This is a genomic window from Streptococcus infantis (genome assembly GCF_047460875.1).
GTDB classification, from domain to species: Bacteria; Bacillota; Bacilli; order Lactobacillales; family Streptococcaceae; genus Streptococcus; species Streptococcus infantis_AA.
Window position 1 is genome coordinate 1 of sequence record NZ_JASHFI010000004.1, and the last position, 24,186, is coordinate 24,186.

The window sequence follows — 24,186 nt, forward strand, 5'->3', positions numbered from 1 at the left end:
GCTTCTTTCACTGTCTTCTCTGGTGTCAAGACTGCTACTGAACCATCTGGGAAGGTTACTGTCGCTGTACCATCGTTGCCTACTTCTACCTTGCTTGCTGTTGGGTTAGCTTTCTTAACTTCGTCAGCTACCTTAGCTTTTTCTGCATCTGTAAGAGCTGATGGGTTCACTACTGGGGTGATTGCTGGGTTCTTAACGCCATTTGAATCAGCTTCTTTCACTGTCTTCTCTGGTGTCAAGACTGCTACTGAACCATCTGGGAAGGTTACTGTCGCTGTACCATCGTTGCCTACTTCTACCTTGCTTGCTGTTGGGTTAGCTTTCTTAACTTCGTCAGCTACCTTAGCTTTTTCTGCATCTGTAAGAGCTGATGGGTTTACAACTGGGGTGATTGCTGGATCTTTAGTTGCTACTTTTGGCGCACTTTCATCTGATGTCTTACCATCTTTGCTTGCTTTAGCAGTAACTGGACCTGCTGGGATTTCAACTGTTGGAGTGATGCTCGCTTTGCCGTCTTCTCCTGTTACACCTTCACCAATCTTATTGCCATCCTTGTCGAACAGCTCTACTTTAGTACCTGGGTCTGCTGTTACTTCAACTGGAGTCTTAGTACCCGCTTTACCTGTAAGGTCTGCTGTAATTTCTGGTTGAGTTAGTGCACTTGAATCTTTAACAGTCACCTTAACTGGGACTTCATCCTTAGAACCATCTGGGTAAGTGACTACTACTGTTGTTCCTTTATCACCTGGAGTAGTTGTATCTACTGGTGTCTTGAACTCAAAGGTTGTACCTTCTGGAAGCTCTCCAACGTTACCAATTGAGTTCTTAGCATCTGGTGTTTCACCTTGTTTAACAGTTTGATCTTTAGCTGTTGGGGTGTTATTTTCTGCATCAGATGTCTTATCTGGATCTTTTACTGTCACCGTAACTGGGACTTCATCCTTAGAACCATCTGGATAAGTGACTACCACTGTTGTTCCTTTATCACCTGGAGTAGTTGTATCTACTGGTGTCTTGAACTCGAAGGTTGTACCTTCTGGAAGCTCACCAACGTTACCAATTGAATCTTTGGCATTTGGTGTTTCACCTGGTTTAACACTTTGATCCTTCGCTACTGGGGTGTTCTTATCTGCATCTGTACGTGGATCTTTTACAGTTACTTTAACTGGAACTTCATCCTTAGAGCCATCTGGGTATGTTACAACTACGATAGCGTCTTTGTCGCCTTCTGTTGTTGTATCTACTGGTGTCTTGTACTCGAATTTAGTTCCTGATGGAAGATCACCTACGTTGCCGATTGAATCTTTAGCGTTTGGTTTATCACCTGGTTTAACACTTTGATCTTTCGCAACTGGAGTATTCTTATCTGCATCTGTGCGTGGTTCTTTCACAGTCACCTTAACTGGAACTTCATCTTTAGAACCATCTGGGTATGTTACAACTACGATAGCGTCTTTGTCGCCTTCTGTTGTAGTGTCTACTGGTGTCTTGTACTCGAATTTAGTTCCTGATGGAAGATCACCTACGTTGCCGATTGAATCTTTAGCGTTTGGTTTATCACCTGGTTTAACACTTTGATCTTTCGCAACTGGAGTATTCTTATCTGCATCTGTACGTGGATCTTTCACAGTCACCTTAACTGGAACTTCGTCTGTTGACTTGTCTGGGTAAGTAACTACTACTGTCGCGTCTTTTTCACCTGGTGTTTCTGTATCTACTGGTGTCTTATAAGCAAAGGTAGTGCCATTTGGAAGTTCACCAGCATTGTCGATTGAGCCTTTAGCGTCTGGTGTTTCACCCTTGTTAACGTCTTGAGCTTTAGCTTTTGGTGTGTACTTATCCGCATCTGTAGCTGATTCACTTGGTTCCTTAACTGTTACTTTAACTGGAACTTCGTCTGTTGACTTGTCTGGGTAAGTAACTACTACTGTCGCGTCTTTTTCACCTGGTGTTTCTGTATCTACTGGTGTCTTATAAGCAAAGGTAGTGCCATTTGGAAGTTCACCAGCATTGTCGATTGAGCCTTTAGCGTCTGGTGTTTCACCCTTGTTAACGTCTTGAGCTTTAGCTTTTGGTGTGTACTTATCCGCATCTGTAGCTGATTCACTTGGTTCCTTAACTGTTACTTTAACTGGAACTTCATCAGTTGACTTGTCTGGGTAAGTAACTACTACTGTTGCGTCTTTTTCACCTGGTGTTTCTGTATCTACTGGTGTCTTATAAGCAAAGGTAGTACCATTTGGAAGTTCACCAGCATTGTCGATTGAGCCTTTAGCATCTGGTGTTTCACCCTTGTTAACGTCTTGAGCTTTAGCTTTTGGATCGTTCTTATCTGCATCGCTACGTGGATCTTTTACAGTAACCTTAACTGGAACTTCGTCTGTTGACTTGTCTGGGTAAGTAACTACTACTGTTGCGTCTTTTTCACCTGGTGTTTCTGTATCTACTGGTGTCTTATAAGCAAAGGTAGTTCCATTTGGAAGTTCACCAGCATTGTCGATTGAGCCTTTAGCGTCTGGTGTTTCACCCTTGTTAACGTCTTGAGCTTTAGCTTTTGGTGTGTACTTATCCGCATCTGTAGCTGATTCACTTGGTTCCTTAACTGTTACTTTAACTGGAACTTCGTCTGTTGACTTGTCTGGGTAAGTAACTACTACTGTTGCGTCTTTTTCACCTGGTGTTTCTGTATCTACTGGTGTCTTATAAGCAAAGGTAGTGCCATTTGGAAGTTCACCAACATTGTCGATTGAGCCTTTAGCGTCTGGTGTTTCACCCTTGTTAACGTCTTGAGCCTTAGCTTTTGGATCGTTCTTATCTGCATCGCTACGTGGATCTTTTACAGTAACCTTAACTGGAACTTCATAAGTTAACGAATCTGGGTAAGTAACTACTACTATCGCGTCTTTTTCACCTGGTGTTGTTGTATCTACTGGTGTCTTGAACTCTGCTTTTGTTCCCTTAGGAAGTTTGTCAAAGTTTCCGATTGAAGCTTCTGCTTTTGGTTCCTCACCAACTTTAACAGTTTGATCTTTAGCTGTTGGAGTGTTGTTTTCTGCAGATGTCTTATCTGGATCTTCTACAGTCACCTTAACTGGAACTTCATCTTTAGATCCGTCTGGGTATGTTACAACTACTGTCGCGTCTTTTTCACCTGGTGTTTCTGTATCTACTGGTGTCTTATAAGCAAAGCTAGTACCATATGGAAGGTCACCAGCATTGGCGATTGAGCCTTTAGCGTCTGGTGTTGAACCCTTGTAAATGTCTTGAGCTTTAGGTTTTGGATCGTTCTTATCTGCATCGCTACGTGGATCTTTTACAGTTACTTTAACTGGAACTTCATCAGTTGACTTATCGGGATAAGTAACTACTACTATCGCGTCTTTTTCACCTTTGGTTGCTGTATCTACTGGTGTCTTATAAGCAAAGGTAGTACCACTTGGAAGTTCACCAGCATTGTCAATTGAGCCTTTAGCGTCTGGTGTTTCACCTTGTTTAACAGTTTGATTTTTAGCTGTTGGTGTGTACTTGTCTGTTTCCCTAGCAGCTGGAGTAACTAAGTATGCTGCTGCAATCTTATCTGTAGATTTATCAGGATAAGTAATGACAAGGTTTCCTTTTTCATCGACACTATATGTAGTACCTGGAGGGAAACTTGCATTTGCTTTTGTAGTTGCGGCGATAATCTTGTTTTTCTCTTCTTCACTAACATTGTTAGGATTAGCAACTTCTACTTTTTCACCTGGAACAGCATCAAGCTTCTTAGTAAGTTCCAAAACGGTAACTTTCAGGTCTCTCGTTACAACTGCATTTTTCTTACTTCTAACTGCGAAGGTCACAACAGTATCACCCGCTGGTTGGTCCCAATCAACAGTACCTCCGTATCCGGCTGAACGTTGTCTAATGGTATCTGTTCCAGCTGTCGATATGTAATAACCTGTAGGTTTCAAGCCCTTGACAGCTGTTGGATTGTTAGGAACCCAGAAGTTTTGAATCGCATTAGATGCTGCTGTAACACCAACATTAACAGATTCACCTGGATAAACAGTGATATGTGATCTGGTAACGAGAAGTTGGGTATTATCGTTTCCTCTTGAAACACCTCCGTCCACTTCAGGCTTTTCTGCACGAGTCGCCGTAATCGTAGTGCTCTTAGGAGATTCACTTCCACCTGCTGGTGTAGCTGTCGCTGTAATTTGTCCTTCTGGAAGACTATTTATTGGAGAGATAGTAGCAATACCTTGATCGTTTGCTACGGCTTCGCCGATCACAACTCCGTCATTATTGTAAAGCTTCACTGTAGAACCAGGTTCTGCTTTAACTGTCACATCAGTTGGCGTACTTGCTTTACCTGATAGATCTGAAGTGATCTCTGGCGCTTGGCCTGCTGGCTTATTAGTGTCAGCAGGTTTATTTGATGGAGTAACTAGATATGAAGCGTCAATCTTATCTGTTGATTTATCAGGATATGTAACGACAAGATTTCCTCTTTGATCAACATTATATAAAGTGCCTGGAGGGAAACTTGCATTTGCTTTTTTAGTTGCTGCGATAATTTTATTTTTCTCGTCTTCAGAAACATTGTTAAGATCAGCAACTTCTACTTTTTCACCTGGAACAGCATCAAGCTTCTTAGTAAGTTCCAAAACGGTAACTTTCAGGTCTCTCGTTACAACTACATTATTCTTACTTCTAACTGAGAAGGTCACAACAGTATCACCTGCTGGTTGGTCCCAATCAACAGTACCTCCGTATCCGTTATTACGTCTTTTAACGGGTTCAACATCTTCACCTTTCCCACCTGACTTCAAGAAAACACCTCTAGGAAGCAAACCCTTGACACCGTCTGGATTTTTAGGAACCGAAAAGTTTTCCATCTCTTTAGATACTGCTACAACACCAATCTTAACAGATTCACCTGGATAAACAGTGATGTGTGATTTGGTAACGAGTAGTTGGGTATTATCACTATCGTTCCCTCTTGAAACACCACCTTCTACAGTTGTCAATGTTGGTCGTGTCGCTGTTACAGGTGCACTCTTAGGAGACTCACTTTCGCCTGCTGGTGTAGCTGTAGCAGTGATTTCACCTACAGGAAGGCTATTTGTTGGCGTAACAGTAGCTACACCTTGAGCATTTGCTACTGCTTGACCGATAACAACACCATCATTATTGTAGAGTTTAACAGTTGAACCTGCTGGTGCTTGGACAGTTACATCCGTTGCAGAACTTCCTTTTCCATCAAGGTTTGAAGTGATGACTGGAGCTGCTACTGCCGCACGTACTCTACGTGATTTAGCTACTTGAGAGCCATCTTTAATAGTTTGAGCTGCTGACAAGCGTGCACTTGAACCATCTGCAAAATTAACAACTACTGATCCGTCTGCTTGAACTTGAACATCAGTTGCTTTAGAGTTAGCTGCCTTAACAGCTGCTACTACTTTTGCTTTTTCTTCATCAGTAAGTGCTGATGGATTGTAGACCACTGTCACCTCTGGAGCTTGGATGCTATCTGCTTCCTTAGCTTTTTCAGGCGCAACTACTGGTTCTTCTTTCGAATTTTGAGTAGTTTCAACTTTTTCTCCAGCCACTGCTGCTGGAGCTACTTCTACAGCTGGTGCTGCATAAGTTGTTTTCTCTTCAGCTGCAGCTGGCTTAACCCCCTCTGCTGTAGAGCTAGCTTCTGGCTTAGCTTCTACTGCATCTGCTTTGACTGATGGAGCTACTAACGCTGCCCCAACCGCAAAAACAAGCGAACAACCGAAAAGGAAATGTTTTCCTTTTTTGATCATACGCCAATTCTTCTGTTCTGTATTTTTTCGATTAAAATACATGAATCTTTTCTCCTAATTTTAAAAATTATAGCATGTCTTTAACATACATTTAACATTATAAACAAACTCTTTAATTTAGTCAATCATTTTGCTATTTTTATCTTTCTTTTTTTTCGATACAAAAAAAATATAAAAACAATATTTATATTTGCAAAATATAAGATGAATCAGTTCAGCCATTTCCTTTGTTTTTTTAAAACACTTGTGATATAATAACAAACATCGAAAAATATATGATTTTTGTTCATTATAATCAAATATATTACAGGAGGACTGATTCATGAGAGAACTATTAACTCAAAAAGAACAAAGACAATTAAGAATTTTAGAATTTCTGTTTGAAAATCCAAGCTGGATTCACCTAGATCCTCTTGCAGAAACACTCGGTATCAACTCGCGTATCATTAAAAGTGATATCAAGGAGATGCGTGACATCCTTTCTTGCTTTGAGATACAGTCTTCAACTGCTGGTATTCGACTAGCTAACAATGGAAATTTAGGCATTGAACGAATTTATCGCCACGTTTTACAAGATTCTTCAAACTTTCAAGTTTTAAAGGCTTTCTTCCTATTAGAGGAACCCTTTACCTATGAACATCTGGCCCAAACCCTTGATGTCTCACTCCCTTCACTTCGAAAAAAGGTTGCTGAGATCAATAGTATCTTGCAGAACAAATATCGGTTCAAACTTAAGGTAACACCAATCTCTATCATTGGAGATGAGAGAGATATCCGCTTCTTCTTCGCCCAGTATTTCCATGAAGCCTATGGTTACTTCAAGTGGCCATTTTCTGATTCTAAAAAAGATATAGAAGATTTTGTTGCTTTCTTTATTAAATTGACAGGTTTCCCTGCTACTTATGCAAACTTGTTCCAGATAGAGACACAAACAGCCGTTAATCTGCATCGATTTAAAATAGGTGCTACCATTAAAACTGTAGCTGATTCTTCAAAGATTCTTCCTATATATGATCAACTTTCTGAGTCCCAATCCCAACTTGAACCTCTAGCTAAGCGCCTGAATATCGAAATCAATCACGAGACTTTAGGACAGCTTTTCGACTCTTACACTCAAAAAGGGATTTTCTTTACAGTTGAAGAATTTCTAGCTGCACGTTCAGTTGATAAGCAAGTCGATCACTCTTACCACGCGGCTAGAGATGTCCTAGATAACCTTACTCGTGAGTTTGGTGTCCACTTTTCAAATACAGATGTGCTAGTATGGCACTTACACAATACTGCTCTTCTTGAGCGTCAAGAAATCAACTCAGAATCTATCATTTCTCATAACAAATCCTACGCTCTTAATAAAATCAAAAAGTTCTTCCCTAAATTTTACGAATCCGCTGTTTTCGAAATGATGCGTTATAAATCTAACTTGGGACAAAAAGAACATGCACACGCTGTTATTCATCTCGTTTATACTCTTTTGACCCACGCTTCAGATTTGATTGAACAACTATTAAACGTTCAAGTTAAGGTCCGTGTTCTTGTTTTAAGTGAGTTTGACTTTGCACATCCACGAGCTCTAATCTCTCTTTATAAATTCTATACATCTAAAAATATCCAGTTTGAGACTTGGGATAAAGAAACGCTTAATGTAGATGAAATAATGGCAGCTGATTATGATGCTATTCTAACAAACTTCGACATTGATGGGCTAAAACATCCAAATTTAATTAATATTGGTCGCATGGCTAATCTACAAGTCATTACCGAACTCAATAAAATTTCAGTCAGTAAACTTTAAATTGATTTAGCTCCCCCAAATGGAGCTTTTTCTTTTTATATATTTTAAGAAAACGATTGCATAAAATTTTACTCCATGCTATACTAGGATAGAAATAAATGATAGGAGAGTGTCTATGAAAAACACGTCATCTCAACCAGATAAAAAAATGGTTTACAGTATCCGTTCTCTAAAAAACGGAACTGGCTCTGTCCTTATTGGAGCAAGCTTTATCCTCCTTGCTTTAACAACACCTTCTGTATCTGCAGCTGAAACTAGTCTTGGCACACAAGAAAATGTAAGCGCTATTAGTGCGAACCCAGCTACTACAGAAACCAGCCAAACTGAGGAAAAAACGTCTATTTTGGACCACAAAGATGCAAACGCTTCCCTAGAGTCTAAAACATCTGAACCAGTAGCAGTTTCTGAAACAACTACAACTGAAGCTACTCCAAATCTTCCAAACAACAAAGACGAGAAAACAGAAGTATCAAGTCTAGCTGCTGAGAAAGCTTCGACAGCAGACACTGTATCTGAAATCCCAATCCAAGACAACTATTTCCGCATCCACATCAAAAAACTTCCTCAAGAAAACCAAGATTCGCAAGGTCTTTGGACTTGGGATGATGTTGAAAAACCATCTGAGAACTGGCCAAATGGAGCCCAGTCCTTCAAGGATGCCAAGAAAGACGACTACGGCTACTACCTAGATGTCAAACTAAAAAACGAGCAAGCCAAGAAAATCAGCTTCCTCATTAACAACACCAAAGGGGATAATCTTACTGGAGACCGTTCTGTAGAGCGTCTCTCTCCAAAAATGAATGAAGCTTGGCTAGATGAAAACTATAAAGTACACAATTATCAACCTCAGCCAGCGGGAACGATCCGCGTCAACTATTTCCGCACCGATGGCAACTATGACAAGAAATCTCTCTGGTACTGGGGTGATGTGAAGACTCCAAGCAATGGTGAATGGCCTGATGGAACAGACTTTACTGCAAGTGGAAAACACGGACGCTACATCGATATTCCGCTCAATGAAGCAGCGAGAGAATTTGGATTTTTACTATTAGATGAGAGCAAGAAAGGCGATGATGTGAAAATCAGAAAAGAAGATTATAAATTTACTGACCTGAAAAACCATAGTCAAATTTTCCTTAAGGATGATGACGAAACCATCTACACCAACCCTTACTATGTACACGACATCCGTATGACTGGTGCCCAACATGTAGCTAAATCTCGTATTGAAAGTAGTTTCTCTACCTTGGTTGGGGCTAAAAAAGAAGACATCCTTAAACATTCCAACATCACTGACCACCAAGGGAATAAAGTGGCTATCTCCGATGTTACAATCGATGAAGCAGGTAAGAAGGTAACCTACATCGGTGACTTCTCTGACACTCAAAACCCTTACACCGTTGCCTACGATTCAGATCGCTTTACAACTCGTTCTAGCTGGCGTCTCAAAGACGAGACTTACAGTTACGAAGGCCCACTCGGTGCAAATCTTAAAGAAGATGGTAAACGTGTTGATCTGACCCTCTGGTCTCCAAGTGCCGATAAGGTTTCAGTTGTCGTCTACGATAAAAAAGATCCTGAAAAAGTGGTCGGAACCGTCGCCCTTGAAAAAGGAGAAAAGGGAACCTGGAAACAAACTCTGGATGAGAATTCAGGTCTCGGCATCAGTAACTACACTGGTTACTACTACCACTACCAAATCGAACGCCAAGGCAAGACTGTTCTCGCACTAGATCCTTATGCTAAATCTCTGGCAGCTTGGAACAGCGATCTAGCAAAAACAGACGCTGCCCATAAAGTTGCTAAAGCTGCCTTTGTAGACCCAGCAAAACTAGGGCCACAAGACTTGACTTATGGTAAGATTCGCAATTTCAAATCTCGCGAAGATGCTGTTATCTACGAGGCTCACGTTCGTGACTTCACTTCAGATCCTGCCATCGCAAAAGATTTAACTAAGCCATTTGGTACTTTTGAAGCCTTTATCGAAAAACTTGACTACCTCAAAGACCTGGGCGTGACCCACATCCAGCTCCTTCCAGTCTTGTCCTATTACTTTGTTAATGAAATGAAGAACCAAGAACGCTTGTCCGCCTATGCTTCAAGCAACAGCAACTACAACTGGGGTTATGACCCGCAAAACTACTTCTCCTTGACTGGTATGTACTCAAGTGATCCTAAGGATCCAGAAAAACGTATCGCAGAATTCAAAAATCTCGTCAACGAGATCCACAAACGTGGCATGGGTGCTATCTTAGACGTAGTATACAACCATACTGCCAACGTCGATATCTTTGAAGACCTTGAGCCAAACTACTACCACTTCATGGATGCAGACGGAGCACCTCGTACTAGCTTTGGTGGTGGTCGTCTAGGAACAACCCACTACATGTCTAAACGCGTCTTGGTAGACTCTATCAAGTATCTGGTTGACACCTACAAAGTTGATGGTTTCCGTTTCGATATGATGGGAGACCACGATGCAGCTTCTATCGAAGAAGCTTACAAGGCTGCACGCGCCCTCAATCCAAACCTCATCATGCTTGGTGAAGGTTGGAGAACCTATTCTGGTGATGAAAATATGCCAACTAGACCTGCTGATCAGGATTGGATGAAACACACAGATACTGTTGCTGTATTTTCAGATGACATCCGTAACAACCTCAAGTCTGGCTATCCAAACGAAGGTCAACCTGCCTTTATCACAGGTGGCAAGCGTGATATCAATACCATCTTCAAAAATCTCATTGCTCAACCAACCAACTTTGAAGCAGACAGTCCTGGAGATGTTATCCAGTATATCGCAGCCCATGATAACTTGACCCTCTTTGACATCATTGCCCAGTCTATCAAAAAAGACCCAAGCAAGGCTGAGAACTATGCGGAAATCCATCGTCGTTTGCGACTTGGAAACCTCATGGTCTTAACAGCACAAGGAACACCATTTATCCACTCTGGGCAGGAATATGGACGTACCAAACAATTCCTTGATCCAGCCTATAAGACTCCTGTTCCTGAAGATAAGGTTCCAAACAAATCTCACTTGTTGCGTGATAAAGATGGTAATCCATTTGTCTATCCATACTTCATCCATGATTCTTATGACTCTAGCGATGCTATCAACAAGTTTGACTGGACCAAGGCAACAGATAAAAAAGCATATCCTGAAAATGTTAAGAGTCGCGACTACATGAAAGGATTGATTGCTCTTCGTCAATCTACAGATGCCTTCCGACTTAAGAGTCTTAAAGATATCAAGGAGCGTGTCCGCCTCATTACTGTCCCAGGACAAAATGGTGTTGAAAAAGAAGACGTGGTCATCGGCTACCAAATTACTGCTCCAAATGGAGATATCTATGCAGTCTTTGTCAATGCTGATGATAAAGAACGTGAATTCACTCTAGGAACTGAATTTACTCACTTGAGAAATGCCCAAGTCTTGGCTGATGAAAACCAAGCAGGACCAGTAGGAATTGCCAACCCTCAAGGTCTCGAATGGACTGAAAAAGGCTTGAAAGTGAACGCTCTCACTGCTGTGGTTCTCCGCTTGTCCCAAGGTGGTCCCATTGTCGCTCCAACTGTGGAAGAAAAACCAGAATTTGATCTTTCTAGCTTGGAAGCCGACCAAAGTCAAGCCCAAAACCTAGCAACAAATCCTGACTCTCAAGAAACTGTTGCAAAGACTCTTTCTCAAAAAGTCCTTCCAAACACTGGAACAGAAAACAAATCACCTCTTGCTCTTGCTGGATTCAGCATTCTGTCCCTTCTTGGACTTGGAAGCTTCCTAAAGAAAAAAGAGGAAAAATAGGGCTATAGACTTCAATAAGACAGCACGTCACAAATAATCAATAAAAAGCAAGAACTAAAAAATTCTTGCTTTTTTACATGAGCGAGTTAAAATAGAGATTTTTATTACCAAAGAATTCCCTTATAGGACAAAAGAAGAGCTAGGAATAATAATCCGTAGAAGAACATAAAGAGCCACTTCAATTTCACACACAGAGCTACTTATTCACGGATAAAGGCTAATAAAATTCCTATAACGAGATACATTTTTTCCTTCTTTAATGGCTATATTTTATCATCATTATCCACATAGAAAAAGAGGAACTAAGGTCCTCTTAACTTTAGATTCTTGCTTCTGCATCTGCTACTACTTGGGCAAGACTGGTCTGACCAAGTTCAGCCTCCATAGCTTGCTGGATTCTCTCCAATTTTTGATCCAAAACATCATGAATATGAGCTCCAACTGGGCAATTTGGATTTGGATTGTCATGGAAACTGAAGAGTTGACCTGTCTTACCAAGACACTCGACCGCTTGATAAATATCCAAAAGACTGATATCCTCAAGATTTTTGATAATTTCTGCCCCTCCAGTTCCACGCGCGACGGAAATCAAGTCTGCTTTTTTCAGTTGGGATAAAGTTTTACGGATAATAACAGGATTGACTCCAACACTACTAGCTAGAAAATCGCTAGTCACCTTGCTTTCCTTCCCTTTTAGGGCAATGATTACCAACATATGTGTTGCAATGGTAAATCGACTTGAAATTTGCATCCTCTTCTCCTTTTTTCGTCAGATTAGTTCCTTCTTTTCTTAAGTTTATTATATCTCTTCTAGTTGTAATGTCAAGAGTTACCACTAAGCCAGTCATCCAATTCAACATCATGTCCTTGACTCTGAGCGATTTCGTGCAACAAGTCCTGATTGTGGGTATGGTGAATCCCATTAACTAAGCTCTCATAGTAGACTTGATAGTAGGGTAATTGTAAGTCTTTTGCTAGCTGTAATTCTGCCTCAATATCATAATCGACACGACGAAAATCAGCATCTTTTAAACCTTTTTCGTCAAATTCTAAGATCATGTATTGGGCCCGCAAGTCTTTGCGTAAATTCTCAGATAAAAAGAAGGGTTGACCAATCGAGCCTGGGTTCAGGATAAGCTGACCACCACTACCATAACGAAGAAACTGCTGATGGATATGACCATAAATGGCAATATCGCAATCTGGATTGGTGACAAGACGATCAAAATCCTCTTGTTTTCCCATATGAATCAATTCTCGCCCCCAGTTTTTATCAGGCAAGTGATGACTAATCCCTAGCTTCAGATCTCCAAACTGGCGATGCACTTGCAAAGGATAGTCCTGCAGTGCCTCAATCTCTTGGCTGCTAATTTCTTCCATGATATACTGACACTGGCGCAAGAGATAACGATGGCTAGGTCTAGTTTCATCTAACTGACGATGACAGGCTCGCCATAAGCTCTCCTCCCAATTTCCCAGAACTCTAAGAGTAATGGGTAAAGTGTCCAATCTCTGGAGAATATTTTTCCGTCCTGTTCCTGGCATCAGGATATCTCCCAAGAGCCAGTACTCATCAACTCCTGCCGTTTGAGCATCTTCTAGCACAGCCTCCAGAGCAGTTGTATTTCCGTGTATATCTGATAGTACTGCAATTTTTGTCATGACGAGTCCTCTTGATTTATTTCTGTTTTCATTATACCAAACGCCTATCTAAAATCAAAATCTACTTCCTTTTCCATCGTTTTTTACTTTACTTTTTTAGTGAAAAGGGTTACAATGAAGGTGACAAAATGTTAGGAGGTTTTTGCAATGACACAACGTTATGAAAATATCATGGTCGCTATTGATGGTTCTAAAGAAGCTGATCTTGCCTTTGTCAAGGGAGTACAGATCACCCTACGTAACCAAGGAAAATTAACCCTTGCCCATGTGATTGATACTCGTGCCCTTCAAAGTGTTTCAACATTTGATGCTGAAGTTTACGAAGAACTACAACTTGAAGCTCAAAACTTGATGGCAGAATACGAAAAGCGTGCAAAAGACGCTGGAGTCACAGATATTCAGCTAGTCATTGAAATGGGAAATCCGAAGACCCTGTTGGCTAAAACCATCCCTGAAGAAGAACATGTTGACTTGATTTTAGTCGGAGCAACGGGACTCAATGCCTTTGAGCGTCTCCTAGTTGGTTCTTCTTCTGAGTACATTTTGCGCCATACCAGCGTTGACCTCCTTGTCGTTAGAGATAAGGATAAAACTTTATAATTTGTAGAAAGACAAGAGAGAGTGGGACAGAAATCGGTAATTCGTTAGAATTCGATTTCGTCGTCCCACCTCCGCACAGTTGAGTAGGGCTATAAAAGCTGATGAAATCAGCGTAGTAGAGCCCACTCAACCACTGCGTCTTGCTCGACAATCCAAATACAATTGAGAGGCTAGGACTTTTGTCCCAGCCTCTCGTTTTTGTCTCTATAATATTTGTAGTGAGTAAAATCCCTATGGATATTATGGGGCATATTTTGTTGTAGAAAAAAGGCCCTTTTACGAAAACAGCATTTTCTCTAGCTACAGCCTATTTTTTATTTTCTCTTTCCTTATGGCGTTCATAAGCCTTTATCTGTCGCTCAATTTCCTTTTTAATAGCTGGTTCTGGAGCATATTTCTCCTCCCAATCATCCGGTTTAAGGATTTTATGAGTTACGGGATCAAAGTGGGCCTTACCATCTGGGAAAACCTTGCCCATATTGGCCTGATGGACAATTTCAAAAATTCGTTCTGGATCCACACCCATCAACACAAAACTTCCATAAGTAAAGTAAAGTGTATCAATCAGGGCATCTGCCTGACCAACTAGAGTCACCTCAGCTGGTGTTGATTTGCTTACTTTCTCAGCTGCTTTATCAAGGGCCTGGTGCAAGTCTAATACAGCTTGTTGGAATTCCTCTTCTGAATCACTAGAGGCACGAACAAACTCTACCAATTCTTCAATCTTAAAGTCCGCACGATGGGTTGCCCCTTCCAAATCCCAAGCCTTTGGTTCTTCCTGGGTTCTCTCATCCATCATATGATGGAAGGCCTTGACCTTATTAAAGTGATAGTCGCGACTGACAAAGACTTTTTCAGAAGCCAGTACTCCAAAGTGCTCCAAGGCTTTATGAATCCCATCCTCTTGGTTACTCGTCGTGATATGTTTGGCTACTTCCTTAACACTACTACTACCATTTCCCATGGCGACCGACATCCCAACGCCAGCCAACATTTCTAGGTCATTATCCGAATCACCAAAGGCCATAACTTGGTTCAGGTCAAAGCCGTACTCTTTTCCGACGCGACGAATTCCTTCTAATTTCGAATTCCCTTGGTTGATGATGTCCGCTGCAAAAGGATTGCTTCGTGTAAACTTAAGATATTCAAACTCTGAGGCTGCTTGGTTAGACTCCTCAGGTGTCATCAACATGAGAACCTGGTAGATGGGTTGGTTAATCAAATCTAGTAAATCATCTTCTTTTTGAGGAAGGGCCTTACTGACCATACGATTAAAGGAATGACTGACTGTTCGAGTCAAAAATTTAGGAACAAAGCGGCTCACTAGCTGGGACAAAGGACTTAACCCAAAGGACATAATCCGAGAGCCAATCACATCTTGTCTCGTCCCCATAGCGATTTCTTTTCTATTTTTCTTAGCGTATGCAATAACTTGTCTTAGACTTCGTTTATCAATCGGACTTGCAAAAAGTACACGTTCTTTGTTAAAGATATATTGGCCATTATAGGTAACTGCAAAATCCAGATCCAAATCATCCATCAAATCCTTAACAAAAAATGGTCCTCGTCCGGTCGCTACCCCCACAAGAACACCCTGGTCCTTCACAATCTTGATGGCTTCTTTAGTAGATTTCAAAACACTCTTTCGATCATTGACAAGTGTTCCATCTATATCAAAAAAAACAGCTTTGACTTCCATGACTATCTCATTCCTTTCTTTTATGATACAATGATTATACCATTATTTCAGAAAAAGTGAGTGAATCATGACTAAGAAAATCCTCGTTTTACACACAGGTGGCACTATTTCCATGCAAGCAGATGACTCAGGAGCTGTTAGAACTAGTGCAGATAACCCTATGAATCATGTCTCAAATCCCTTAGAGGGAATTCAAATCCATGCTTTGGATTTTTTAAATTTACCCAGTCCTCATATCAAGCCTAAACACATGCTGGCTCTCTATCACAAAATCAAGCAAGAGGCAAAGAATTTTGATGGCGTTGTCATCACACACGGTACCGACACCCTCGAGGAAACGGCTTATTTCCTAGACACCATGGAAATTCCTCACATTCCCATCGTATTGACCGGAGCTATGAGAAGCTCCAATGAGCTAGGAAGTGATGGCGTCTACAACTATCTCAGCGCCTTACGTGTTGCAAGTGATGACAAGACCGCTGATAAGGGGGTACTGGTCGTGATGAATGATGAAATTCACGCTGCCAAGTATGTCACTAAGACCCATACCACGAATGTCGGAACCTTCCAAACACCGACTCATGGCCCACTAGGTCTCATCATGAAGCAAGATATTCTCTATTTTAAAACTGCAGAACCTCGTGTCCGTTTTGATTTAGGTAGCATCCAAGGTTTGGTGCCCATCATCCCTGTTTATGCTGGCATGACAGAAGAACTCCTTGATTTACTGCCTGTCGATCAACTGGATGGTCTCATCATTCAGGCTTTCGGTGCTGGAAATGTTCCTAAGGAAACATCTCGAAAATTAAACACCCTTATCCAAGCAGGGCTTCCCATTGCCTTGGTTTCTCGTTGTTTTAATGGTATCGCTGAGCCTGTATATGCCTATGAAGGTGGAGGCGTTTGTCTGCAAAATGCTGGTGTATTTTTTGTCAAAGAGCTGAATGCTCAAAAAGCCCGTCTCAAACTCCTCATTGCTATCAATGCTGGCCTCAAGGGAGACGAATTACGAGCCTATATGGAAGGATGAGAAAAGGCGGTCAGATAGAAAGGGATAGACCAAAATTTTATTTCCTAGTCTTAGAACAACTGAACTTTAATAATCCATTAGATGATGGATTTAGAAATGAAGCTTTCGTCAAAGTTACCATACAAATTAAAATCGAGGTCGAGATATAAAATCCCGACCTCTTTTTCTTATTCTTTTCGAGTTGAACGGCGTTCAATCAAACCATGTGGTAAAAGAACTTCACGTTCTTCTAACTCTTCCTTGTGCATAATCTTAGTCAACATACGCATACTAATGGCACCAAGGTCATACAAAGGTTGAGCAATGGTTGTTAGATTTGGACGAGTGTAGCGCGCGATTTGTGAATCATCACTGGTGATAATTTCGAACTCTTCTGGTACAGAAATTCCTTTATCAGAAAGACCGTTCAAAACACCTGCCGCTAATTCATCACCTGTCACAATTGCTGCTGTTGCTTTAGAAGAAATCAAGCGTTCTGCCAAGGCATAACCATCGTCATAACGGTATTTTGATTCAAAAACAAGACCTTCACTATAGTTGATTCCCGCTTCTTTCAAAGCATCTTTATAACCAGCCAAGCGAATTTTACCGTTGATGTCATCCACTAATGGTCCACTAATAAAAGCAATTTTTTTATTTCGTCTCAAGAGGTGGCGGACTGCATCAACAGTAGCATGTTTATAGTCAATATTGACACTTGGAAGTTGGTGCTCCACATCCACTGTCCCCGCGAGAACAACAGGAGTACGTGAGCGTGAAAACTCTGAGCGAATCTTCTCAGTCAAATGATAACCCATGAAGATAACGCCATCCACCTGTTTAGAAAAAAGAGTATTGACTACAGATACTTCCTTCTCATCATCTTCGTCACTATTGGCAAGGACAATGTTGTATTTGTACATTTCCGCGATATCATCAATCCCTTTAGCAAGGGTAGAGAAATAAGTATTTGTGATATCTGGAATGACGACTCCAACTGTTGTCGTTTTCTTGCTTGCTAGACCACGTGCTACTGCATTTGGACGATAATCAAGACGGTCGATGACCTCTAAAACCTTCTTGCGAGTGTTTTCCTTGACGTTCTTATTGCCATTAACAACACGACTAACAGTCGCCATTGACACTCCTGCTTCTCGGGCAACGTCATAAATTGTTACTGTATCATCTGTATTCATTCCGTTTCCTTTCTACTTTGAAAATTTTGTTTTCATGATTCCACTATTTTCATTCTACCACTTATTGTAAGCATTTTCAAGCATTTGATGAAGATTCGTTGAAAAAAGTTTCAAAAACATTCACAACTTTTTAAAAGCAGTTGACTTTTCTTGATTTTTCTAGCAGTTTGCAGTATGATAATAAGAAAATCAATCAGGAGAAACGGATGGCTTTTACAGATTCCCATAGACGGTGCGCCAGTTTCGGTGTTGTGACCAATCTACCCGATGATGTTATCGACTCTATCTGGTATATTATTGATCATTTTTTAAAACATGTTTTTGAATTAGAGGATGAGCTCGAATTTCGACTTTTAAACAATGATGGTTCCATCACTTTCCGTTTTTCAAGTCAACACCTTCCGACTACGATTGACTTTGATTTTAATCATCCCTTTGATCCACTCTATCCACCAAAAGTTCTGGTGCTAGATATGGATGGTAAGGAAACTATTCTCCTCCCTGAAGAAAATGATCTATTTTAAAAACTCTAGTCTCCTCTGTAAATACTTCGGAAACTAGAGTTTTCTTATTTTTTCAATTCTTGATACAAGTGCCGAATTGGTTGTCCCAAGACTGGATGGATGAAATGAGGTGCAATTTCCTGCAGAGACTCTAAGACAAAGAGTCGCTCAGCGATATAAGGATGCGGCAAGATGAGGTCGTTTGTATAGATGATCTGGTCCTCTACAAAAAGCAAATCCAGGTCAATCAAGCGAGGTCCCCAATGCACCTCTCTGATCCGTCCCATTTCTGCCTCAATGGCCAACAAGGTTTCTAACAAGATTGGAGCAGGCAACCAGGTTTCCACTTCAATAACCTGATTGACAAAACTATCTTGCTCTACACCGCCCCATGGATCAGTTGTAATCACACTGGACTCTTTGAGAATACGAATCCCGCGAGCACTCATGTTAGCAATAGCTTGCTTGAGATTAGCCGTCTTATCCCCCATATTACTTCCCAAGGCAATAAAGGCACGCTGTTTGCGACGGTGGATGGTTACTGAACAAGTATCCAGCGGTAGATGGATAGGTGCCCAAGGTTTTTTTAGTTCCAGCTCAATCTCTTGAACGAGAGGGTAGGTTTCAAAAGTACGCTCTACAAGTTTATAAGCTACCGTTTCAATCAGGTCTTCAGTGGTTTCCTGAAACCAAGTCGTCCATTGCTGACAGAGTTCGCCATAATGGACAGAAGCTTCCAAATCTAAGTCCGTAGCAGCCTTGGTCATATCATAGGATAAGTTTGCATCAATGATAAATTTTTGGCCCAGTTCCTTCTCACTCGGGAAAAGACCATGATAGGCAAAAATTTCCAAATCCTTAATGCGCAATTGATCCATAACTAGTCCTTTCTAGAAAAAATCGTTTGAATCGATTTTTATAACCCCATGAGACGGTATGCTTGATCTCGAAGATCTTTGTCTGTCTCAAACACTCCACGAGCTACTGTTGTCAAGGTTGCAGTTCCTGGTTTTCGAACACCACGCATGCTCATACACATATGCTCTGCTTCAATAACAACGAAAGCACCTTTGGCACCAAGATAGTCCATCAAAGCATCAGCCACTTCGATATTCAAGCGTTCTTGAATCTGTGGTTTTTTAGCATAAACTTCCACCGTACGAGCTAGCTTTGACAAACCTGCCACACGTCCGTCTGGAATGTAAGCGATATGAGCTTTCCCATAAAAGGGCAAGAAGTGATGTTCACACATGGTATGGAAAAAGATATCCTTTTCTACTACCATATTGTCATCAATAATTTCAAAGGATTTTGACAAATGCTCCTCCGCAGTTTGACCAAGTCCTGAAAAAATCTCTTGGTACATACGAGCAACACGGGCAGGTGTTTCCTGCAAACCTTCACGATTTGCATCCTCACCAACTGCCTCGATAATCATTTTTACAGCTACTTCAATTTTTTGTGTATCCATTCTCTAATTTTTCCTCTCCATCAGATAGGCTCTCACCTGGCTCAAGAAATACAAGGAGCCCGTAACTAACCTAACTGTTTTTTTCTCTTCATTTTCTGTCATTTTTTGATCTAGAAAATCCTGCCAACCTTGGTAGCTGAGATTTCTAGAATAGGCTGATTCTTTTAGTAACGCTTCGTCAGTTGCCCGACCATCCTCAAAGTGAGTGAGGGTCAGTTCAGTATCTGGCAAAGTCTCTAATAAGTCTAACATATCCTCCAAGGCCTTGGTTTTGATACAAGTAAAGAGGATTTCCTTACGATAATCCGCAAAGCGTTCTTGCAAGGTTGCCAATAAAGCCTTGATAGCATGGGGATTGTGAGCCCCATCCAAAATCAGCAAGGGGTCTCTCGACACAACTTCCAAACGCCCTGGCCAACTTGTTTCTTCCAAGGCTTGAGCAAGCAAGTGATTGCTTGCTAGTTCTCGGCCATCCTCCTGACAAAAAGTATCAAGTAAAGCTATGGCCATCCCAGCATTCTCTATCTGGTGCAAACCAAGCAGGCCAGTCTGGAAGCGACCTTGTCTAACCGAACTTGAATAGTCAAAGACCTCTCCAGTGATAATACTCTCATGATGGCTTACCTGATAATCTCTTCCATAAACAATTCTAGCAGCCTGTTTTTCCTCTGCAATTTGATCTATCACATCCAAGGCTTCTGGGACAATATTCCCTGTTACTAGGGGAACTCCTTGTTTGATAATTCCAGCTTTCTGCTCTGCGATAGCTTCCAAGCTATCCCCTAGTAGAGCTACGTGATCCAGGCCAATGGTCGTAATACCTGTTAAGATAGGCTGACAAACATTGGTACTATCCAAAAGTCCACCCATACCTACTTCCATAATGGCCACATCGACTCGCTCAGAAGCAAAATAATCATAGGCTATAGCAGTGATAATCTCAAACTCTGTCGTTCCCTGCAAATCATGAGCATGCTCCCCCTCAAGTAGTGAGCGATAGTCTACCATCAAGGTCTCTAATCTTGCTTCTGGGATAGATTCCTCATTAATGGCAATCTGATCGGTATAATGAATCAGATAGGGTGAGCTAAAGACTCCAACTCTTAGCCCCATCTTTCCCAACATATTCTTCAAAAAGGCTATAGTAGATCCCTTCCCATTGGTTCCTCCGATATGGATAACCTTGAGCTTGAGATGGGGATTGCCACGTAGGGCTAATAGCTTCACCATCCTCTCCAAACCAAAATGCGGTTGGTCTGTCCGATAGTTAGCTATCCACTGATTCGTTTCGTTTTTATTCATCTTATTTATACTGTTTCAAGTTTAAATTTTCCGCATCATCTGCCAGACGAATGGCTGATGCGATTTCAACTGCCATCTTGTGGCTGGCTACATCGTGTACACGCACCACTTCCACACCCTGTCTAGCAGCGATACTGGTCACATGAGCTGAAGCCGTATCACGATTGCGGAAGCCTTCTTCAGTTTCCGGGTTTACTTCAAAACCATTTTCTTCCAGAATATTGATGACAAAGCGCTTGCGAGAGACTCCTAAAAAGATAGGATAGCCCATCTCGTGTAATTTATCAAGGTCACGTAGAAGTATGAGATTTTCCTTTTTGGTCAAGCCAAAGCCAATCCCAGGATCCAGCATAATCTTTTCTTTCGAAATTCCTGCTTTTTCCGCTCTTACTAGAGCACGGTTAAAGAAATCTGTCATCAATTCTTCTACTGGTAGTTTTTCAAACTCAACTAAGTCTTCCTTTGTAAAAGGCTCTCCAAAGCCAAAATGAGGGAAGATAAGTGAACTAGGGTGCTGAGGGCGTGCCATTACTGGATTAAACATGATGACTACCTGAGCTCCAGCTTTGGCAACCACTTCCGCCATATTCTCATCCCCCATAAGACCTGTAATGTCATTGACTATATGGCCCCCAGCCTTTAGAGCTGCTTCTGCAACTTGACTTTTCCAAGTGTCTACCGAAATCAGAACATCACTTTCTTGACGGATAGCCTTAATGACTGGAACCACACGTTGGATTTCCTCTTCTATCTCAACATAGCTACTTCCAGGTCGAGTAGACTCTCCACCGATATCTAAAATAGTGGCACCTTCAGCTATCAATTTTCGAGCTTGTTTTAAAGCATTTTCTACAGCAAAAAATTGGCCCCCGTCAGAAAAAGAATCTGGGGTGACATTGATAATACCGCAAATAGCTGTTTTTGTAAGATTCTCTCTTTTTTCCACGTTCATCACTCAAATTTCATTTAGATTGGTATTCCTCTATTTTACTGTTTTTTTTGGATTCTGTCCAATTATCCCTCAGTACTCTTTAACTTTAAAAGAGCGCAAAAAAGGAGAACCTGAGTCCTCCTTTTTCTATATTCTTATTTTTCAGTCAATGCTGCAAGTCCTGGAAGAACTTTACCTTCAAGAAGTTCCATTGAAGCTCCACCACCAGTAGAGATCCATGAGAACTTGTCTGCACGGCCAAGGTTAATCGCTGCGGCAGCTGAGTCACCACCACCGATGATTGATTTAACGCCTGGTTGTTTCACGATAGCGTCCATCACACCGATTGTACCAGCTTGGAAGTCAGGGTTTTCAAATACACCCATAGGTCCGTTCCATACAACTGTTTTCGCACCAGTCAATGCTTCATCGAATTTAGCGATAGATTTTGGACCGATGTCAAGACCAAGGAAGCCTGGGTCTACTGCTTCACCTTCAGTGTCTTTCACTTCAGTGTAGTCAGCAAATGCATTTGCTTCTTTTGAGTCAACTGGCAAGATCAATTTGCCGTTTGCTTTTTCAAGAAGAGCTTTCGCAACATCCAATTTGTCTTCTTCTACAAGTGAGTTACCGATTTCGATTCCTTGTGCTTTGTAGAATGTGTAAGTCATACCACCACCGATAAGAACTTTATCAGCTTTTTCAAGCAAGTTTTCGATAACACCGATTTTGTCTGAAACTTTTGAACCACCAAGGATAGCCACGAATGGACGTTCTGGAGCTTCAACAGCTTCTTGGATGTATGCAATTTCGTTTTCAAGAAGGAATCCAGCAACTGCTTTTTCAACGTTTGCTGAGATACCAACATTAGATGCATGTGCACGGTGAGCTGTACCGAATGCATCGTTTACGAAGATACCATCTCCAAGTGATGCCCAGTATTTACCAAGTTCAGGATCGTTTTTAGATTCTTTCTTACCGTCAACATCTTCAAAACGAGTGTTTTCAACCAAAAGAACTTGTCCATCTTCAAGAGCGTTGATAGCTGCTTCCAATTCAGCACCACGAGTTACACCTGGAAGGAAAGTAACTTCTTGACCCAATTTAGCAGCCAAGTCAGCAGCTACAGGAGCAAGTGATTTACCAGCTTTGTCTGCTTCTTCTTTTACACGTCCAAGGTGAGAGAAAAGAATCGCACGTCCACCTTGTTCAAGGATGTACTTGATAGTTGGAAGAGCTGCAGTGATACGGTTGTCATTAGTAATCACGCCATCTTTTACAGGAACGTTGAAGTCAACACGAACGAGAACTTTTTTCCCTTTCAACTCAACGTCTTTAACAGTCAATTTTGCCATTTGGAAAGACTCCTTAATTTTTTTTACGTGTTAATTATATCACAAAATCAATAAAAGAGATAGCAAAACCTTAAACTTTTCCAGTTCTTTATTGCCCTTTATTTCTTATTGTTTTATAATAAAAAATAAGATAAGGAGCGCTAAATGATGAAAAATACTCTAACAGATAAGCAAAAAGAGGCAGATTCAGACCTCAATATCATTGTCATTTTGACAATTCTTTCGTTTATAGGATACATCCTTTTCCAAAAACAAATACTTGACTTCTCTCACCAAACAGAGTTTCCCGTCTGGATTCGTCTTCTTTTTCTCGCAACTCTCCAGTTTTGTGTTGCTGGATTGGGGACGAGCGTGGTAATGATTCGAAGAAAAGAAAGCTGGAAACAATATGGTTTGCTAGCTAAACACTTCCTCCCAACCCTCATTCAGACGGCTACTATCTGTCTCCCCTTACTTCTTTTTCTCATCAGTAGAGGGCAGATTCATTCCTATATCCCCTTTCAATCCATCCTCTTAACCAGAGAAGTTCTGGCAAGTTCTTTTCCGACAAATATCTTGGGTTTCCTCCTTATTGGACTTATCTGGGGATTCTGGGAAGGTTTTAATTATGTTGTCATTGCAAACAAAATTAACTGTCGCTTTCCATCACATCAGATTTGGCTTGATTACGGAGCCTTGACTTGTGCTCTTATCTGTCTGATGATTCATGGGATGATTAGCTTTCATCTCCATGCCATTTTAGAGGCTTTGTCTGTTTTTATCTTGATTTATGGTATGCTCGTCATTCAAAAGAGAACAGGCAACGCTTGGGGTTGTATTTTTATCTTTCTATTCATTTGGAACGCATTTTAACCCCCAAACAAGATTTTCACTTCTTAAACTCAAAAAGAGGTTGGGACAACAGATCCCAACCTCACTTTTTATTAGCAATTAAACTTTGACGCGGTAGCTGATTAAACTTTTTGTTCGTCTTTTAGACTCCAAAAAGCTCCTAATCATCCTCGCGGGGCTGGGACTACGAAATCGAGACTTTGTCTATCGATTTCTGTCCCACCGCCTTCTTTTTATTTCT

At 41.2% G+C, this 24,186-nt stretch carries 16 protein-coding genes; 6 read left to right on the forward strand and 10 right to left on the reverse strand.

Annotation, left to right across the window (positions count from 1 at the left end; genetic code table 11):
- The coding region (locus QM887_RS04080; protein ID WP_414270634.1) for a Rib/alpha-like domain-containing protein at nucleotides 1-5,831 on the reverse strand (5,831 nt) is incomplete at its 3' end.
- 280 nt (nucleotides 5,832-6,111) lie between these two features.
- Between QM887_RS04080 and QM887_RS04085 the strand changes: the two genes are divergently transcribed.
- Nucleotides 6,112-7,581, forward strand: coding sequence for a M protein trans-acting positive regulator PRD domain-containing protein (locus tag QM887_RS04085; protein WP_414270635.1), 1,470 nt, complete (start codon nucleotides 6,112-6,114; stop codon nucleotides 7,579-7,581).
- 115 nt (nucleotides 7,582-7,696) lie between these two features.
- Nucleotides 7,697-11,386, forward strand: coding sequence for a pullulanase (locus QM887_RS04090; RefSeq protein WP_414270636.1), 3,690 nt, complete (start codon nucleotides 7,697-7,699; stop codon nucleotides 11,384-11,386).
- Nucleotides 11,387-11,705: 319 nt separating this feature from the next.
- On the opposite strand, the gene QM887_RS04095 is transcribed toward QM887_RS04090, so the two are convergent.
- Together QM887_RS04095 and QM887_RS04100 are read right to left on the reverse strand one after the other, a co-directional pair.
- Nucleotides 11,706-12,137 carry an Rrf2 family transcriptional regulator gene (locus QM887_RS04095; protein ID WP_414270637.1) on the reverse strand — a complete coding sequence of 144 codons (432 nt, stop codon included), beginning with the start codon at nucleotides 12,135-12,137 and terminating at the stop codon, nucleotides 11,706-11,708.
- Between the two features lie 71 nt (nucleotides 12,138-12,208).
- A complete protein-coding gene (locus QM887_RS04100) occupies nucleotides 12,209-13,048 on the reverse strand; it encodes a metallophosphoesterase family protein (RefSeq protein ID WP_414270638.1) in 840 nt (279 codons plus the stop codon).
- Nucleotides 13,049-13,195: 147 nt separating this feature from the next.
- On the opposite strand from QM887_RS04100, the gene QM887_RS04105 reads away from it, so the two are divergent.
- Nucleotides 13,196-13,648, forward strand: coding sequence for a universal stress protein (locus QM887_RS04105; protein WP_075228826.1), 453 nt, complete (start codon nucleotides 13,196-13,198; stop codon nucleotides 13,646-13,648).
- A 307-nt stretch (nucleotides 13,649-13,955) separates the two neighbouring features.
- Here QM887_RS04105 and QM887_RS04110 read toward each other — a convergent pair whose 3' ends face one another.
- Nucleotides 13,956-15,347 carry a Cof-type HAD-IIB family hydrolase gene (locus tag QM887_RS04110; protein ID WP_414270639.1) on the reverse strand — a complete coding sequence of 464 codons (1,392 nt, stop codon included), beginning with the start codon at nucleotides 15,345-15,347 and terminating at the stop codon, nucleotides 13,956-13,958.
- Between the two features lie 67 nt (nucleotides 15,348-15,414).
- Here QM887_RS04110 and QM887_RS04115 point away from each other — a divergent pair, with 67 nt between their 5' ends.
- The gene (locus QM887_RS04115) at nucleotides 15,415-16,377 is read left to right on the forward strand and encodes an asparaginase (RefSeq protein ID WP_414270640.1); all 963 of its coding nucleotides are present in this window, start codon (nucleotides 15,415-15,417) and stop codon (nucleotides 16,375-16,377) included.
- A gap of 167 nt (nucleotides 16,378-16,544) precedes the next feature.
- Here QM887_RS04115 and ccpA read toward each other — a convergent pair whose 3' ends face one another.
- Entirely contained in the window at nucleotides 16,545-17,552 is a 1,008-nt protein-coding gene (gene ccpA, locus QM887_RS04120) for a catabolite control protein A (protein ID WP_414270641.1), read from the reverse strand.
- A gap of 206 nt (nucleotides 17,553-17,758) precedes the next feature.
- On the opposite strand from ccpA, the gene QM887_RS04125 reads away from it, so the two are divergent.
- On the forward strand, nucleotides 17,759-18,076 hold the full coding sequence (locus QM887_RS04125; protein WP_075231980.1) for a DUF960 domain-containing protein: 318 nt from the start codon (nucleotides 17,759-17,761) through the stop codon (nucleotides 18,074-18,076).
- A gap of 44 nt (nucleotides 18,077-18,120) precedes the next feature.
- Here QM887_RS04125 and folK read toward each other — a convergent pair whose 3' ends face one another.
- The 5 genes from folK to QM887_RS04150 all read right to left on the reverse strand — a co-directional run bounded on the left by folK (nucleotide 18,121) and on the right by QM887_RS04150 (nucleotide 23,114).
- The gene (gene folK, locus QM887_RS04130; RefSeq protein ID WP_414270642.1) at nucleotides 18,121-18,933 is read right to left on the reverse strand and encodes a 2-amino-4-hydroxy-6-hydroxymethyldihydropteridine diphosphokinase; all 813 of its coding nucleotides are present in this window, start codon (nucleotides 18,931-18,933) and stop codon (nucleotides 18,121-18,123) included.
- Between the two features lie 38 nt (nucleotides 18,934-18,971).
- Nucleotides 18,972-19,526 carry a GTP cyclohydrolase I FolE gene (gene folE, locus QM887_RS04135; protein ID WP_414270643.1) on the reverse strand — a complete coding sequence of 185 codons (555 nt, stop codon included), beginning with the start codon at nucleotides 19,524-19,526 and terminating at the stop codon, nucleotides 18,972-18,974.
- A gap of 3 nt (nucleotides 19,527-19,529) precedes the next feature.
- Nucleotides 19,530-20,828 (reverse strand): bifunctional folylpolyglutamate synthase/dihydrofolate synthase, encoded by a 1,299-nt coding sequence (locus QM887_RS04140; protein ID WP_414270644.1) that lies wholly within the window; start codon nucleotides 20,826-20,828, stop codon nucleotides 19,530-19,532.
- A 1-nt stretch (nucleotide 20,829) separates the two neighbouring features.
- The gene (folP, locus tag QM887_RS04145; RefSeq protein ID WP_414270645.1) at nucleotides 20,830-21,780 is read right to left on the reverse strand and encodes a dihydropteroate synthase; all 951 of its coding nucleotides are present in this window, start codon (nucleotides 21,778-21,780) and stop codon (nucleotides 20,830-20,832) included.
- A 134-nt stretch (nucleotides 21,781-21,914) separates the two neighbouring features.
- Nucleotides 21,915-23,114, reverse strand: a complete 1,200-nt coding sequence (locus QM887_RS04150) for a phosphoglycerate kinase (RefSeq protein WP_001096781.1) — start codon at nucleotides 23,112-23,114, stop codon at nucleotides 21,915-21,917.
- A 144-nt stretch (nucleotides 23,115-23,258) separates the two neighbouring features.
- On the opposite strand from QM887_RS04150, the gene QM887_RS04155 reads away from it, so the two are divergent.
- On the forward strand, nucleotides 23,259-23,966 hold the full coding sequence (locus QM887_RS04155) for a hypothetical protein (RefSeq protein ID WP_414270646.1): 708 nt from the start codon (nucleotides 23,259-23,261) through the stop codon (nucleotides 23,964-23,966).
- The last annotated feature ends 220 nt before the right edge of the window (nucleotides 23,967-24,186 follow it).

What these genes read in the sequence shown, in the direction of transcription:
- QM887_RS04085 (WP_414270635.1), top strand. Translation starts at nt 6,112, where the DNA reads ATGAGAGAACTATTAACTCAAAAAGAACAAAGACAATTAAGAATTTTA.
- QM887_RS04090 (WP_414270636.1), top strand. Translation starts at nt 7,697, where the DNA reads ATGAAAAACACGTCATCTCAACCAGATAAAAAAATGGTTTACAGTATC.
- QM887_RS04095 (WP_414270637.1), bottom strand. Translation starts at nt 12,137, where the DNA reads ATGCAAATTTCAAGTCGATTTACCATTGCAACACATATGTTGGTAATC.
- QM887_RS04100 (WP_414270638.1), bottom strand. Translation starts at nt 13,048, where the DNA reads ATGACAAAAATTGCAGTACTATCAGATATACACGGAAATACAACTGCT.
- QM887_RS04105 (WP_075228826.1), top strand. Translation starts at nt 13,196, where the DNA reads ATGACACAACGTTATGAAAATATCATGGTCGCTATTGATGGTTCTAAA.
- QM887_RS04110 (WP_414270639.1), bottom strand. Translation starts at nt 15,347, where the DNA reads ATGGAAGTCAAAGCTGTTTTTTTTGATATAGATGGAACACTTGTCAAT.
- QM887_RS04115 (WP_414270640.1), top strand. Translation starts at nt 15,415, where the DNA reads ATGACTAAGAAAATCCTCGTTTTACACACAGGTGGCACTATTTCCATG.
- ccpA (WP_414270641.1), bottom strand. Translation starts at nt 17,552, where the DNA reads ATGAATACAGATGATACAGTAACAATTTATGACGTTGCCCGAGAAGCA.
- QM887_RS04125 (WP_075231980.1), top strand. Translation starts at nt 17,759, where the DNA reads ATGGCTTTTACAGATTCCCATAGACGGTGCGCCAGTTTCGGTGTTGTG.
- folK (WP_414270642.1), bottom strand. Translation starts at nt 18,933, where the DNA reads ATGGATCAATTGCGCATTAAGGATTTGGAAATTTTTGCCTATCATGGT.
- folE (WP_414270643.1), bottom strand. Translation starts at nt 19,526, where the DNA reads ATGGATACACAAAAAATTGAAGTAGCTGTAAAAATGATTATCGAGGCA.
- QM887_RS04140 (WP_414270644.1), bottom strand. Translation starts at nt 20,828, where the DNA reads ATGAATAAAAACGAAACGAATCAGTGGATAGCTAACTATCGGACAGAC.
- folP (WP_414270645.1), bottom strand. Translation starts at nt 21,780, where the DNA reads ATGAACGTGGAAAAAAGAGAGAATCTTACAAAAACAGCTATTTGCGGT.
- QM887_RS04150 (WP_001096781.1), bottom strand. Translation starts at nt 23,114, where the DNA reads ATGGCAAAATTGACTGTTAAAGACGTTGAGTTGAAAGGGAAAAAAGTT.
- QM887_RS04155 (WP_414270646.1), top strand. Translation starts at nt 23,259, where the DNA reads ATGATGAAAAATACTCTAACAGATAAGCAAAAAGAGGCAGATTCAGAC.